10 protein-coding genes are annotated in these 13,365 nt (G+C 68.6%); 6 read left to right on the top strand and 4 right to left on the bottom strand.

The window, feature by feature from the left end:
• Positions 1 to 45: 45 nt before the first annotated feature.
• Positions 46 to 2,352: a TonB-dependent hemoglobin/transferrin/lactoferrin family receptor gene (locus KXR53_RS27245; RefSeq protein ID WP_437378449.1), complete on the top strand. Its 2,307-nt coding sequence runs from the start codon at positions 46 to 48 to the stop codon at positions 2,350 to 2,352.
• A 47-nt stretch (positions 2,353 to 2,399) separates the two neighbouring features.
• Here KXR53_RS27245 and KXR53_RS27250 read toward each other — a convergent pair whose 3' ends face one another.
• From KXR53_RS27250 to KXR53_RS27265, 4 genes are all read right to left on the bottom strand, one after another.
• Positions 2,400 to 4,877 (bottom strand): hypothetical protein, encoded by a 2,478-nt coding sequence (locus KXR53_RS27250; protein WP_437378450.1) that lies wholly within the window; start codon positions 4,875 to 4,877, stop codon positions 2,400 to 2,402.
• A 109-nt stretch (positions 4,878 to 4,986) separates the two neighbouring features.
• The gene (locus tag KXR53_RS27255; RefSeq protein WP_437378451.1) at positions 4,987 to 5,511 is read right to left on the bottom strand and encodes a GNAT family N-acetyltransferase; all 525 of its coding nucleotides are present in this window, start codon (positions 5,509 to 5,511) and stop codon (positions 4,987 to 4,989) included.
• Positions 5,511 to 7,097 carry an ABC transporter substrate-binding protein gene (locus KXR53_RS27260; protein WP_437378452.1) on the bottom strand — a complete coding sequence of 529 codons (1,587 nt, stop codon included), beginning with the start codon at positions 7,095 to 7,097 and terminating at the stop codon, positions 5,511 to 5,513. The genes KXR53_RS27255 and KXR53_RS27260 overlap by 1 nt, the downstream gene beginning before the upstream one ends.
• Positions 7,098 to 7,130: 33 nt before the next feature.
• Positions 7,131 to 7,655, bottom strand: coding sequence for a hypothetical protein (locus KXR53_RS27265; protein WP_437378453.1), 525 nt, complete (start codon positions 7,653 to 7,655; stop codon positions 7,131 to 7,133).
• Between the two features lie 247 nt (positions 7,656 to 7,902).
• Between KXR53_RS27265 and KXR53_RS27270 the strand changes: the two genes are divergently transcribed.
• The 5 genes from KXR53_RS27270 to KXR53_RS27290 all read left to right on the top strand — a co-directional run bounded on the left by KXR53_RS27270 (position 7,903) and on the right by KXR53_RS27290 (position 13,361).
• The gene (locus tag KXR53_RS27270; protein ID WP_437378454.1) at positions 7,903 to 9,495 is read left to right on the top strand and encodes an ABC transporter substrate-binding protein; all 1,593 of its coding nucleotides are present in this window, start codon (positions 7,903 to 7,905) and stop codon (positions 9,493 to 9,495) included.
• Positions 9,496 to 9,499: 4 nt separating this feature from the next.
• Positions 9,500 to 10,576 carry an ABC transporter permease gene (locus KXR53_RS27275; RefSeq protein WP_437378455.1) on the top strand — a complete coding sequence of 359 codons (1,077 nt, stop codon included), beginning with the start codon at positions 9,500 to 9,502 and terminating at the stop codon, positions 10,574 to 10,576.
• A gap of 235 nt (positions 10,577 to 10,811) precedes the next feature.
• On the top strand, positions 10,812 to 11,747 hold the full coding sequence (nikC, locus tag KXR53_RS27280; protein ID WP_437378456.1) for a nickel transporter permease: 936 nt from the start codon (positions 10,812 to 10,814) through the stop codon (positions 11,745 to 11,747).
• A complete protein-coding gene (locus KXR53_RS27285) occupies positions 11,744 to 12,583 on the top strand; it encodes an ABC transporter ATP-binding protein (protein WP_437378457.1) in 840 nt (279 codons plus the stop codon). The genes nikC and KXR53_RS27285 overlap by 4 nt, the downstream gene beginning before the upstream one ends.
• A gap of 10 nt (positions 12,584 to 12,593) precedes the next feature.
• Positions 12,594 to 13,361 (top strand): ABC transporter ATP-binding protein, encoded by a 768-nt coding sequence (locus tag KXR53_RS27290; protein WP_437378491.1) that lies wholly within the window; start codon positions 12,594 to 12,596, stop codon positions 13,359 to 13,361.
• The last annotated feature ends 4 nt before the right edge of the window (positions 13,362 to 13,365 follow it).

Below are 13,365 nucleotides of genomic sequence, written 5' to 3' on the forward strand. Positions count from 1 at the left end.
TCGCCCCCAGCCGCCGGAATCCATTCGCGGAGCGGGGGTTCATTCATGGTTGATGGGTATCGCGGTGCGCTACGCCTGGGCGTGGCGCTGGGCGCCCTGAGTCTCGGCGGCGGGGCCGCTATCGCGCAGTCGGCGCCTGCCGTCACGTCGGCTTCGCCGGCCGCGCCTGTCCAGGCGCCGCCGTCCGAGCCGACGCTGCAGCTCGATCCGATCCCGGTCACCGGCGCCGCCGTCGAGGACCAGCCGGCCTGGACCGACAGCACCGACCGGCAGGAGCTGGACCAGCGTTTCGTGCGCAGCTGGCAGGATCTCGGCCGCCGCGTCGATGCCGGCGTCAACTTCAACCGGCAGAACGACAGCATCAACATCCGTGGCCTGGACGGCGACCGCGTCCTGACCACGATCGACGGCATCCGGCTGCCCTATCTCGACGACGGCGCCCGTGACGTGCGCGGCGGGCTGCGCAGCTTCGATTTCGACTCCCTGGCCAAGATCGACATCATCCGTGGCGCCGATTCCAGCCGCTACGGCTCGGGCGCGCTCGGCGGCGTGCTGGCGCTCCGCACCTTCGATCCGGAGGATCTGCTGAGCGACGGCCGCGACTATGGCGGCCTCGCCAAGTTCGGCTATCAGGGCGACGACGACAGCGTCGGCGGCAGCGCCGCGGTTGCCGGCCGCATCGGCGGCGACACCTATCTCATGCTGCAGGGCGGCTTCCGCATCGGGTATGAGCTCGACAACCGCGGCACTATCGGCGGCTATGGTGCCGACCGCACCAAGCCCAACCCGGACGACTACGACCAGCAGAACATCCTGGTGAAGCTGGCGCATCATTTCGAGGGCGGCCACCGCCTGTCCTTCACCGGCGAGTATTTCCGCCGACAGGACAACATCGACATCAAGACCGACCAGGGGCCGGGCGAGAGCTACCTGATCGGCCACGATGACGGGCTCGAGCGCAGCGAACGCAAGCGGGTCTCGCTCGACTACGACTACGAGGCGCCGCAGCCGGGTGGGCTGCTGGACCGGGCGCATCTGACGCTGTACTGGCTGGAGACGGAGCGGGTCGACGGCAATGACGGGCTGCGCAGCGTCGATTCCCGCGCCTTCATCATCCCCGGCGACCCCTTCCTCTACGGCTATCCGAGCGGCCTCTACAAGCGCAAGAACCGGATCGAGGAGACGCTGTGGGGCGCGACCGGCGAGGCCGAGAAGACGGTCGACATGGCCGGCCTGCCCAACCGCCTCATCCTCGGCGGCGAATACTATCATGTCGGGATCGACCAGCATTCCAGCGGCGTCGACAACTGCCCGACGACGACAAGGCGGGCGATCTTCGGCCCGCGGCTGTGCGATTTCCTGCATTCCAACCAGGCCGACATGCCGGAGGTGCGCGGCAACACCGTCGGCCTCTATGCCGAGGACGAGATCGCGGTGCTCGACGGCCGGGTCAAGATCACGCCCGGCCTGCGCTTCGACTGGTACGAGCTGACCCCGCATGAGACCGCCGCCTATCGCGATAATCCGAATGCCGGCGACCTGCCGTCCTCCTCTTCCGACAGCGCGCTGTCGCCGAAGGTGCTGGTGTCGTGGCAGGCGCTGGACCAGATGACGTTCTACGCCCAGTGGGCCAAGGGGTTCCGGGCGCCGAGCGCCTATCAGCTCTATCTGAACTATGGCGGGCCCGGCACCTATCTCAGCCTCGGCAACCCCGACCTGAAGCCGGAGACCAGCAGCGGCTACGAGATCGGGGCCCGGCTCGGCGACGATGATCTCGGCGGCTCGATCACCTGGTTCGACACCTGGTACCGCAACTTCATCGACCAGATCGGCGTCGATCCTGAGAGCGTCGGCGCGCCGTCGGGCAGTTATCCGCTTGGCGTCACCTCCTATGTGAACCGCGGCCGGGTGCGGATCTACGGCATCGAGGCCGCGGCGCATTGGCGCTTCGGCGACGGCTGGCGCAGCTGGGCGTCGCTGGCCTGGACCGTCGGCCGCGACGAGGGGGCGGAGACCTGGCTGAACTCGGTGCCGCCGCTGCGCGCCATCCTCGGCCTCGGCTACGACACAGCGAGCTGGGGCGCGGACGCCTCGGTGACCATGGCGACGCGGCGGGACAAGGTCGAGGACCCGGCGGTGGACTTCAAGGCGCCGGGCTACGCCATCGTCGACCTGACCGGCTGGTGGGAGCTGGAGCGGCTGAACGGTGTGCGCATCCAGGCCGGGGTGTTCAACCTGTTCGACCGGAAGTACTACGACGCGCTCAACGTGCCCGACAACCCGACCCAGCCGCTGCGCTACTACACCGAGCCGGGCCGCAGCGTGCGGCTGAACCTGACCTATCAGTTCTGAGATGAAGGCCTGGGACGACGCCGTTTGGGCCGGCGTCGTCCCTTGGGTCAGAGGATGAAATCGGCGCCGACAAGGGTAGGGGCGCCAGTGAGGCCAGTGAGAAGGATCTGGAGATCCGCCGTGCCGTCACCATTGGTGTCGGCCTCGACCAGCGTGTCGGCGCCGGAGGCCGCCGCGCGCAGCTCGCCAGCCTTGTGCGAGAAGGCTGCGGCGCCGATGAAGGTGAAGGCTTGGTCGCCCGACAGAGCGGCGTTCGCGTCGATCCGCGCCAGGTCGATCCGGTCGCCCTGGGCATGGCTGAAATCGGCGATCCGGTCCCGCGCCGCCCCGGCGCTGTCCGTCGCCGCGGCATAGACGAAGCGGTCGGCCCCGGCGTCGCCGTACAGCGTATCGGCGCCGCCGCGGCCGGAGAGAACGTCATTGCCGCTGTAGCCGCGTAGGATGTTGACTTGGCCGTCACCGGCCAGGCTATCGGCAAAATTGGTGCCGGCGACATTCTCGATCGAAATCAGAGCGTCGCCCTGGGCGGTGCCGCCCGTCGCGGTGCCGGCGGCGAGATCGACCGAGACGCCCGTGGTGCTGTCGGTGAAGTAGACGGTGTCGTTGCCGTCGCCGCCGTCCAGCCGGTCCGGCCCGGCGCCTCCGATCAGGGAATCATTGCCGGCATCGCCGTAGAGATAATCGCTGCCGCCCTCGCCCCGCAGCATGTCGCCGCCGAGATAGCCGCGCAGGATGTTGTTCTGGCCGTCGCCACGCAGCGTGTCGCTCAGATTGCTGCCGGCCAGGCGCTCGATGCCGATCAGCGTGTCGCCCTCGGCGTCGCCGCCCGCGGCGGTGCCGGCGGTCAGGTCGATCCGCACCCCGGCGCTGCTGCCGGTGTAATAGGCGGTGTCCACGCCGGCGCCGCCGTCGATTCGGTCCGCGCCCGCCCCGCCGATCAGGGTGTCGGCCCCGTCGCCGCCGGCCAGGCCGTCCAGGCCGCTGCCGCCGTTAATCAGGTCGTCGCCGGTGTCGCCGAAGAAGTAATTGTCGTCGACGCTGCCGGTGAGGCGATCGTTCCAGTGGCTGCCATAGGCGATCTCGATGCTGCGAAGGACATCCCCTTCGGCCTCGCCGCCGCTGCCGGTGCCGGCGGCGAGATCGACCGTGACGCCGCTGGCCGAGCCGAAATAGTAGACGGTGTCGCGCCCGGCGTCGCCGTCCAGGATGTCGGCCCCCAGCCCGCCGGTCAGGGCATCCATCTGGTCGCCGCCTTCGAGGACGTCGTCGCCCGCGGCACCACTGAGGGAATCGACGCCGCCGCCGCCCTGCAGCCAGTTGGAGAGAGCGTCGCCCTGAAGAGTGTCGTTGAAGCCAGATCCGACCAGCGCTTCGATGCCCGTCAGGATGTCGCCCGCCGCATCGCCGTCATTGTTGGGAACGACCGCGGAGAGGTAGACCCGCACGGCGGAGGCGCTGGTGCCGTAGTCGGCGGTATCGTATCCGGCGCCGCCGTCGATCGTGTCGGCTCCGGACCCGCCGCGAAGCACGTCGTCGCCGTCGCCGCCGGCCAGCAGGTCGGCCTCGGCGCCGCCATCCAGCCGGTTGGCTGCGGCATCGCCGGTGATCTCGTCGCCATAGTCGCTGCCAACGACGTTCTCGATGCCCTGATAGGTGTCGCCGGTGTCGTCGTAGAACCCGCCGCCGCGACCGGCCGAGAGGTCGACCAGAACATTGCCGACCGAGGCCGCGTAGCTGACGGTGTCGCTGCCGGCGCCGCCATTGATCGCGTCGGCGCCGAAATCGCCGTCGATGACGTCGTCGCCGTCGCCGCCGATCAGCGTGTCGATGCCATTGCCACCCTCCAGCCGGTCGTTGCCGGCACCGCCGTCGAGAACGTCGTCGCCATGCAGGCCGGCCAATCCGTTGGCGGCGGCATTGCCGGTGATGATGTCGGCGCTCCAGGTGCCGGTCACATTCTCGATGTCGATCAGCGTGTCGCCGGCTGCCATGCCGCCCTGGCCCTGGCCGGTCAGGAGGTTCACAGTGACGGGAAAGCCCGCGGGGCTGTCGGCATAGGAGACCGAATCGATGCCGGCCCCACCGTCGAGCACATCGGCCCCCGTGCCGCCGTTCAGCATATCGTCGCCACCGGCACCGACCAGGACATCATTCCCGCCGCCGCCGGTCAGGGAATTGGCCGCGCCCGTGCCGGCAAGCCGATCGTTCCACTCGCTGCCGACCAGGTTCTCGATCGCGGTCAGCTGGTCGCCTTCCGCATCGCCGCCGGACGCGGTGCCCGCGGCCAGATCGACGACGATGCCTGCGGCCGAGCCATAATATCGGGCCGTGTCGATGCCCGCGCCGCCGTCCAGCGCATCGGTGCCCGCGCCCCCGGTCAGGCCGTCATTGCCGTCACCGCCGAATAGCGCATCGTTGCCGCCGCGGCCGTCGAGATAATCGTCGCCCTCGAGGCCGAGAATGGTGTCCGCCTCGTCGTTCCCGTCGATGACATCGTGATCCGGCGTGCCTTCGAAATAGCCCATATCGAAATCCTTCCCGGCCCCAGGCCGCAGTCCTTTTCAATGCGGCAGGCGTATAGGCAGGGACGGGGGCAACACTGTGGCCGCATATCGGGCGAATTGAGGCGGCCGGCTAAGGCTGGCTCGTCTGTTCCAGCAGGATGACCGGGTGGTCCTTGTAGGTGAGGCGGCGGATCTCGCGATAGCCGCAGGCCTCCGCCAGGCGCAGTGACGGGGTATTTTCCGGGTCGATGATGCAGACGCTGCGGGCCCAGCCCCGGGCGTCGCCCCAGGCCAGGGCGGCGCGGACGGCCTCGCCGGCCAGGCCGCGGCCCTGGGCCCAGGGGGCCAGGATCCAGCCGGCCTCCGGCGCGCCGTCGAAATCCGGCCCCAGGCCGCGCCGGAAGTCGGCGAAGCCGACCTCGCCGACGAAGCGGCCGGAGGCGCGGTCGCGCACCGCCCAATAGCCGAAGCCGAGCAGCGACCACAGCCCGGCATAGCGCAGCAGCCGCGCCCAGCTCTCTTCGGATGTCGAGGGGCGGCCGCCGATGAAGCGGGTCACCTCCGGATCCGCCCACATCGCGGCGAGATCCTCGAAGTCCTCCGTCCGGTGCGGGCGCAGGACCAGGCGTTCGGTCTCGATCGTGCTGTCGGGCATCACTTCTTGGTCACCAGCCGGTAGTAGATCTGGTCGCTGGTGGCGCCGTTGACGTAGCCCTGCACGGACTTCGCCATCGCCACCTGGCTGACCGCCTGGAACATGATCACGATCGGCGAGGACGCCTGCACCTTGCGCTGCAGGTCGATGTACATCGCGTCGCGCTTGGCGGCGTCGCGCTCCTGCAGCGCCGCCTGGGTCTCGGCGCTCAGCTCCGGCACCAGCCAGGCGTTGCGCCAGGTGGCGGTGCTCTGCGGCGCGTCGTCGGCGTTGTTGACGTTGTAGGCGAAGGCGCCGGCGTTGGAATGCGGGTCCATGAAGTCCGGGCCCCAGTACAGCAGCACCGCCTCGTGGTTGCGGGCGCGGTACTTGGTGATCACCTGGCTGCCGGTGCCGGGCACCAGCTCCAGCGTGATGCCGGCCTGGGCGAAGGTCGACTGCAGCGACTGCGCGATCTCGGTGAAGGGCGGGCTGGAGATCACGTCCATCTTGATCGTCAGCCCCGGCTTCACCCCGGCTTCGGCCAACAGGGCCTTGGCCTTGTCGATGTCCAGCTTGAACGGCGTGTCGTTCAGCGCGCCGGGGAACCCTTCGGGCCAGAAGGCCTGGTGCACCTTCATCTGGCCGCGCAGGAAGCTTTTGGTCATGCCGTCATAGTCGACCAGATAGCGGGCCGCCTCCCACAGCTTCGGGCTGCGCAGCGCCTCCACCTTCTGGTTCAGGGCGAAGAAATGCACCGCCGCCTGCGGGTAGGTGCCGATGGCGATGCCGTCCTTGCCCTCCAGCGCCGCCACCTGGTCCGGCGTCAGGTCGCGCGCCAGGTCGGCGTCGCCGGCCTCCAGCAGCAGGCGCTGGGTCGCCGGCTCGGCGACGTGACGGTAGATCACTGACGTCATCGCCGGCGCGCCGCGGAAGTAATTGGGGTTGGCACGCAGCGCGATCGACTCGTTCGGCTTGTAGGCGCGCAGCGAGAACGGCCCGGTGCCGGCCGAGTTCTGGCCCAGCCAGGCATTGCCCAGGTCCCCGTCCCTGGCGTGCTGCATCACCGTCTTCTCGTCGACGATCGAAGCGGGACGGGAGGCCAGGACGTTGAGCACGAAGCTGGGGGAGAAGCCGCCGGTGGTGGTGATCGTGACCTCCGCCTCGCCGGTCTTGCGCACCACCTGCTCGACATTCTCCGGCGTCCAGCCCAGCTGGGTCAGGATGAAGGCCGGCGCCTTGTTCAGCCGGACCGTGCGGGCGAGGGAGAAGACCACGTCCTCGGGTCGCACCGGGTTGCCGCTCTGGAAGGTCACGCCCGGCCGCAGCGTGAAGGTGATGCTCTTGCCGTCGTCGGACACGGTCCAGCGCTCGGCCAGGGCGCCGACCAGTTTCTGCATGTCCTCGGCCTCGTACTGCACCAGCCGGTCATAGGTGTTGGTGACGATCTCGCCGGATGTGAACTCGTAGGCCTGGGCAGGGTCCAGACTGACGATGTCGTCGATGTTCTTGGCCACCACCAACGCGTCGGACGGCGTGGCGGCGACGGCGGGGGCCAGCGGCGCCAGCAAGGCCGCGGCGAGGAGGACGGACGATAGGATGCGCATTCTCTGTCTCCCTGTTCGTCGTTTGCGGTTTCGTCACACGGCGAGGAGGGCCGGGACCAGCAGCGGGGTCAGCCAGCGGCCACGCCCGGCGGCAGCCTCGTCGTAGCGGCCCTCGGCGTCGAGCACATTGACCGTGCCCAGAACCCGCCCGTCATAGACCACCGGGAAGTTCAGCACGGCGCCGCAGCCGAGCGAGCCGATCAGCGCATGGTCCGGGAACACCTCGGCGATCTCCGCGAGGGTGCGGCCGAGGAACACCTCGCGCCGCCCGATCACCTGGGCCGACCAGCGGTTCTCCTGCATCGGCTTGCGGCCGGTGACGGGGTAGGACGCGGCGTCGCTGGTATAGACCCGCTCCGCCTCCGCCGTGTCGGCGCGCAGCGCCATGATCGTGAACAGCCGATGCCCGATCAGCGCCCGGTAGGCGGCGTCGGCGGCGCGGAACAGCGCCTGTGGCTGGCCCGGCTCCGCCTGGGCCGCGATCAGCGCCGCCGCGGCTGCGGCCACCTCCGGCTCGGCCAAGCCGGCCGGTACGACATCACCGGATCGTCCCACCATATCCCCCGCCATGGTGTCGTCATCGCCGGCGAGCCTAGGCGGAATCCCGTCGGCGGCAAACGTCTTCCGGCGGACACCGGCCGTGCGGGAACGTTCCCGGGGAGCGGCTTGACTCCAGCCGGACACGGCTCGGAAGATGGGTCGACCTCGGGCGCCGATGCAGGTCCTGCTGGATGGGATCCGGCGGGGCCGTCGGGCGCCCGGTTCCGTTCCATGGTCGGGAAAAAGACAACAGGGAGGGGTAGACGTGTTGAAGCGTTTCACCCGCAACATTCTCGCCGCGACGATCCTCGCTTGCGCCAGCCTTCCGGCGATGGCCGAGACGCCGAAGGACACTCTGGTCGAGGCCTGGCAGATCGACGACATCATCTCGCTCGACCCGGCCGAGATCTTCGAATTCTCGGCGGCCGAGTACCAGGCCCAGGTCTATGAGCGGCTGATCGGCTACGACGTCAAGGACGTCAGCAAGCTCCTGCCCGGCGTGGCCGAAAGCTGGACCGTCTCCGACGACGGACTGACCTACACCTTCAAGATCCGCGACGGGGTGAAGTTCCACTCCGGCAACCCGCTGACCGCCCAGGATGCGGCCTGGTCGCTGCAGCGCGCGGTGAAGCTGAACCTGTCCCCGGCCTTCATCCTCGGCCAGTTCGGGCTGACCGCTGAGAATGTCGACCAGATGGTCACGGCGCCGGACGACCGGACGCTGGTGTTCAAGACCGACAAGGCCTATGCGCCGACCTTCGTGCTGAACTGCCTGACCTCGGGCGTCGCCTCGGTGGTCGACAGCAAGCTGGTCAAGGAGCACGAGGCGAACGGCGATTTCGGCCATGAATGGCTGAAGACGCATTCCGCCGGCTCCGGCCCGTTCAAGCTGGTCTCCTGGAAGCCGAACGAATCCGTGGTGCTGGAGCGCAACGACGACTATTGGCAGGGCAAGCCGGCCTTCCGCCGCGTCTTCATCCGCCATGTCGCCGAGCCGGCGACCCAGCTTCTGCTGCTGCAGAAGGGCGACATCGACATCGCCCGCAACCTCAGCGCCGAGCAGTTGAAGTCGCTGGACGGCAACCCCGACATCAAGCTCGAGAATTCACCGAAGGGCTCGGTCTGGTACGTCAGCTTCAACACGCTGCACCCGCCCTTCGACAAGCCGGAGGTGCGGCAGGCGCTGAAATACCTGATCGACTATGACGGCATGGCCAACAGCTTCATGCGCGGCATCGGCGTCAAGCATCAGGGCTTCATCCCCGAGGGCATGCTGGGCGAGATCGACGACGCGCCGTTCAAGCTCGATGTCGCCAAGGCCAAGGAGCTGCTGGCCAGGGCCGGGCTGCCGAACGGCTTCAAGACCACCTTCGACGTGTGGAATGCCTCGCCCTCGATGGACATGGCGCAGTCGATCCAGTCGACCTTCGCCCAGGCCGGCGTGCAGGTGGAGATCATCCCCGGCGACAACAAGCAGACCCTGACCAAGTACCGGGCCCGCAACCACGACATGTATATCGGCCGCTGGGGCACGGACTATCAGGATCCGAACTCCAACGCCGAGACCTTCGCCATCAATGTCGACAACGGCCCCGACGCCAAGTCGAAGACGCTGTCGTGGCGCAATGGCTGGCAGGATCCGGAGCTGACCAAGATGGCGCAGAGTGCCGTCACCGAGCGCGACGGCGCCAAGCGGGCGCGGATCTATGAAGATCTGCAGCGCAAGCACATGGAGGTCTCGCCCTTCGCGGTGATGTTCCAGGTCACCGAGGTGCCGGCCATGCGCAAGAATGTCGAAGGCATCACCTGGGGCCCGGCCTTCGACAGCAACTTCTACTGGACCGGCAAGAAGTCCTGAGCGCGTGACTGCTCCCACCACTCTTCAGCCGGTTCCGACCCGGCCCGGCGGCATCCGCCGCCGGCGCCGGCGCGGGCTTGCCCTCCGCGTCGCCGGAGTGGTCGTCTCGCTGGCGACCACCTTCTTCGGCCTTCTCCTCGTCACATTCCTGATCGGCCGGGTGGTGCCGATCGACCCGGTGCTCGCCGTGGTCGGCGACCGGGCGCCGCGCGACGTCTATGAGAAGGCGCGGCTGGAGCTCGGCCTCGACAAGCCGCTGTGGGACCAGTTCGGCCGCTATGTCGGGGACGTGCTGTCGGGCGATTTCGGCACCTCGGTGCTGACCTCGCGGCCGGTGCTCGAGGATATCGGCCGGGTGTTCCCGGCGACGCTGGAGCTGGCGACGCTCGGCGTGTTGTTCGGCGTGCTGATCGGGGTGCCGGCGGGGGTGTTGGCGGCGGTTTATCGCGGCCGATGGCCCGACCATCTCGTCCGGGTGGTCGGGCTGATCGGCTATTCGGTGCCGATCTTCTGGCTCGGCCTCGTCGGCCTGCTGCTGTTCTACGCCAAGCTCAGCTGGGTGGGCGGGCCCGGGCGGCTCGACGTGTTCTATGACGGGCTGGTCGAGCCGGTGACCGGCGTGATCACGCTCGATGCTGCCATGGCCGGCGAATGGGAGGTGTTCTGGAACGCGATCGACCACCTGATGCTGCCGGCGGCGCTGCTTGGCTATTACAGCCTCGCCTATATCAGCCGGATGACGCGGTCCTTCATGCTCGACCAGCTGCGCCAGGAATACGTCACCACGGCGCGGGTCAAGGGCGTGTCGGAGCGGGCGGTGATCTGGCGCCATGCCTTCCGCAACATTCGCGTGCCGCTCCTGACCGTGGTCGCACTGTCCTATGCCGGCCTCCTGGAAGGGGCGGTGCTGACCGAGACGGTCTTCGCCTGGCCCGGCCTCGGCCAGTACATCACCAACTCCCTGCTCAACGCCGACATGAATGCGGTGCTCGGCGGCACCATCGTCGTCGGCACCGTCTACATCGGCCTCAACATGCTGTCCGACCTCTTGTACCGGGTGCTGGACCCGAGGGCGCGATGATGAGGTGCCTGGGTTTAGCGAGATCGCACCTTCCTTGTCCCCCCTCCCCCCGCGGGAGGGGGGTAGGGGGAGGGGGTTGTCGACTTGGCAGCCGGCCTTCCAAGAATTGTAGGGATCGATCCGCTGTGACGGGGGATCGCAGACGACTGTCAATGGCTCTGCGGCGCGAACCCCCTCCCCCTACCCCCCTCCCGCGAGGGGAGGGGGGACTCAGAGTGCCGGGCGGAGGCGAGCAATGACGCAATCCTTCGAGATCCTGCCGAAACCCGACACCTGGCGCGCCTGGCTTCTTTCCGACACGCCGCGGTCGCGCGGCCAGGCGCGGCTCGGGCGGCTTTATCTGCTGTGGCTCGGCCTCGTCCGCAACCCGCTGGCGATGATCGGGCTCGTGATCGTGCTGGCGCTCCTGGTCGCCGCCGCGATCGCGCCGCTTCTGGCCCATCAGTCGCCGATCGAACAGAACCTTGCCGCCCGGCTGCAGCCCTTCAGCGCCGAGCACTGGCTCGGCACCGACGAGCTCGGCCGGGACATCTGGTCCCGCATCATCTACGGCACCCGGCTGACCCTCCTGATCGTCGTGCTGGTGGCGGTCACCGCCGCACCGGTCGGGCTCCTGATCGGCACCGTGTCCGGCTATCTCGGCGGCTGGGTCGATGCGGTGCTGATGCGGATCACTGACATCTTCCTGGCCTTCCCGAAGCTGATCCTGGCGCTGGCCTTCGTCGCCGCGCTCGGCCCCGGCATCGAGAACGCGATCATCGCCATCGCCATCACCTCCTGGCCGCCCTATGCCCGCATCGCCCGGGCGGAGACGCTGACCATCCGCAACGCCGATTTCATCAGCGCGGTGCGGCTGCAGGGCGCCTCCAGCGCGCGCATCGTCGCCCGGCACATCGTGCCCTTGTGCCTGTCCTCGGTGATCGTCCGGGTCACGCTCGACATGGCCGGCATCATCCTGACCGCGGCGGGCCTCGGCTTCCTCGGCCTCGGCGCCCAGCCGCCGCTGCCGGAATGGGGGGCGATGATCTCCAAGGGCCGCAGCTTCATCCTCGACCAATGGTGGGTCGCGACCATGCCCGGCATCGCCATCTTCGTGGTCAGCCTGGGCTTCAACCTGCTGGGCGACGGGCTGCGCGACATCCTCGACCCGAAGCAGGAGGGGCAGTCTTGAACCGCCCCCTGCTCGAGGTCGAGAACCTCTCGGTCACCTTCGATACGGCCAAGGGGCCGGTCCGGGCGGTGCGCGGCCTCGGCTTCACCCTCGGGCGCGAGAAGCTGGGCATCGTCGGCGAAAGCGGTTCCGGCAAATCGATGACCGGCCGTTCGATCCTGCGGCTGGTCGGCCCGCCCGGCCGGGTCCAGGCCGACCGGCTGGTGTTCGACGGCATCGACCTGCAGCGGCAGAGCGAGCGGCAGATGCGGGAGATCCGCGGCCGCCGCATCTCCATGGTGATGCAGGACCCGAAATTCTCGCTGAACCCGGTGGTCACGGTGGGCGAGCAGGTGGCCGAGGCCTACCGGATCCACAAGCGCGCCTCCGGCCGCGAGGCCAAGCGGCGGGTGCTGGAGATGTTCGAGGCGGTGCGCATCCGCGACCCGGAGCGGGTGTGGGGCCTGTACCCGCACGAGGTCTCGGGCGGCATGGGCCAGCGCATCATGATCGCGATGATGCTGATCCCCGACCCGGACCTCTTGATCGCGGACGAGCCGACCTCGGCCCTCGACGTCACCGTGCAGATGCAGGTGCTGGCGATCATCGACGACCTGGTGACCAAGCGTGGCATGGGGCTGATCTTCATCAGTCACGACTTGAACCTCGTCGCCAGCTTCTGCGACCGGATCCTGATCATGTATGCCGGGCGGGTGGTGGAGAGCTGCCGCGCGGCGGAGCTGCACCAGGCGAAGCACCCCTACACCCGTGGGCTGCTCGAATCCCTGCCGCAGATCGGCGACACCCGGCCGTTTCTGCCGGTGCTGCAGCGCGACCCGGCCTGGCTGGAGGCGTGAAATGGACGCGATGATCGCGATCGAAGGTCTGGACGTCGTCTTCGGCGACACCCATGCGGTGCGCGACGCCTCGCTGGCCGTGGCGCGGGGCGAGAGTTTCGGCCTGGTCGGCGAAAGCGGCTCCGGCAAGTCGACGATCCTGCGCGCGCTGTCCGGCCTGAACCCGGAGTGGACCGGCCGGATCGCGGTCGACGGACGGGAGCAGGGGCGGCATCGCGACAAGGGCTTCTTCAAGCTGTGCCAGATGGTGTTCCAGGACCCCTACGGCTCGCTGCATCCGCGCCAGACGGTCGACGCGACGCTGATGGAGCCGCTGGCGATCCACGGCTTCGACAACCGTGATGCCCGGGTCGAGCGGGTGCTGAAGGAGGTCGGGCTCGGCCCCAGCTTCCGCTTCCGCTACCCGCACCAGCTTTCGGGCGGGCAGCGCCAGCGCGTCGCCATCGCCCGGGCGCTGATCCTGGAACCGCGAGTGCTGCTGCTGGACGAGCCGACCTCGGCGCTCGACGTCTCGGTGCAGGCGGAGATCCTGAACCTGCTGAAGCGCCTCAGGGCCGAGCGCGCGCTGACCTATCTGCTGGTCACCCACAACCTCGCCGTTGTGTCGGTGATGTGCGACCGGCTCGCGGTGATGAACCGCGGCCGTATCGTCGAGACGCTGACCGCGGCGCAGCTGCATGACGGCACCGTGACCCAGCCCTACACCGCCCAGCTGCTGCAGGCCAGCCGCGGCTACGACCGCGCCGCGGCCGACCGGATCGAGGATTTCGCCGCGTAGCGGA

Source organism: Inquilinus limosus (assembly GCF_051487185.1).
GTDB lineage: Bacteria > Pseudomonadota > Alphaproteobacteria > DSM-16000 > Inquilinaceae > Inquilinus > Inquilinus limosus_F.

Bases quoted from the DNA above. Each gene is read 5' to 3' on its own strand.
- KXR53_RS27245 (WP_437378449.1), top strand. From the start codon at position 46: ATGGTTGATGGGTATCGCGGTGCGCTACGCCTGGGCGTGGCGCTGGGC.
- KXR53_RS27265 (WP_437378453.1), bottom strand. From the start codon at position 7,655: ATGGTGGGACGATCCGGTGATGTCGTACCGGCCGGCTTGGCCGAGCCG.
- KXR53_RS27290 (WP_437378491.1), top strand. From the start codon at position 12,594: ATGATCGCGATCGAAGGTCTGGACGTCGTCTTCGGCGACACCCATGCG.
- KXR53_RS27250 (WP_437378450.1), bottom strand. From the start codon at position 4,877: ATGGGCTATTTCGAAGGCACGCCGGATCACGATGTCATCGACGGGAAC.
- KXR53_RS27260 (WP_437378452.1), bottom strand. From the start codon at position 7,097: ATGCGCATCCTATCGTCCGTCCTCCTCGCCGCGGCCTTGCTGGCGCCG.
- nikC (WP_437378456.1), top strand. From the start codon at position 10,812: ATGACGCAATCCTTCGAGATCCTGCCGAAACCCGACACCTGGCGCGCC.
- KXR53_RS27255 (WP_437378451.1), bottom strand. From the start codon at position 5,511: ATGCCCGACAGCACGATCGAGACCGAACGCCTGGTCCTGCGCCCGCAC.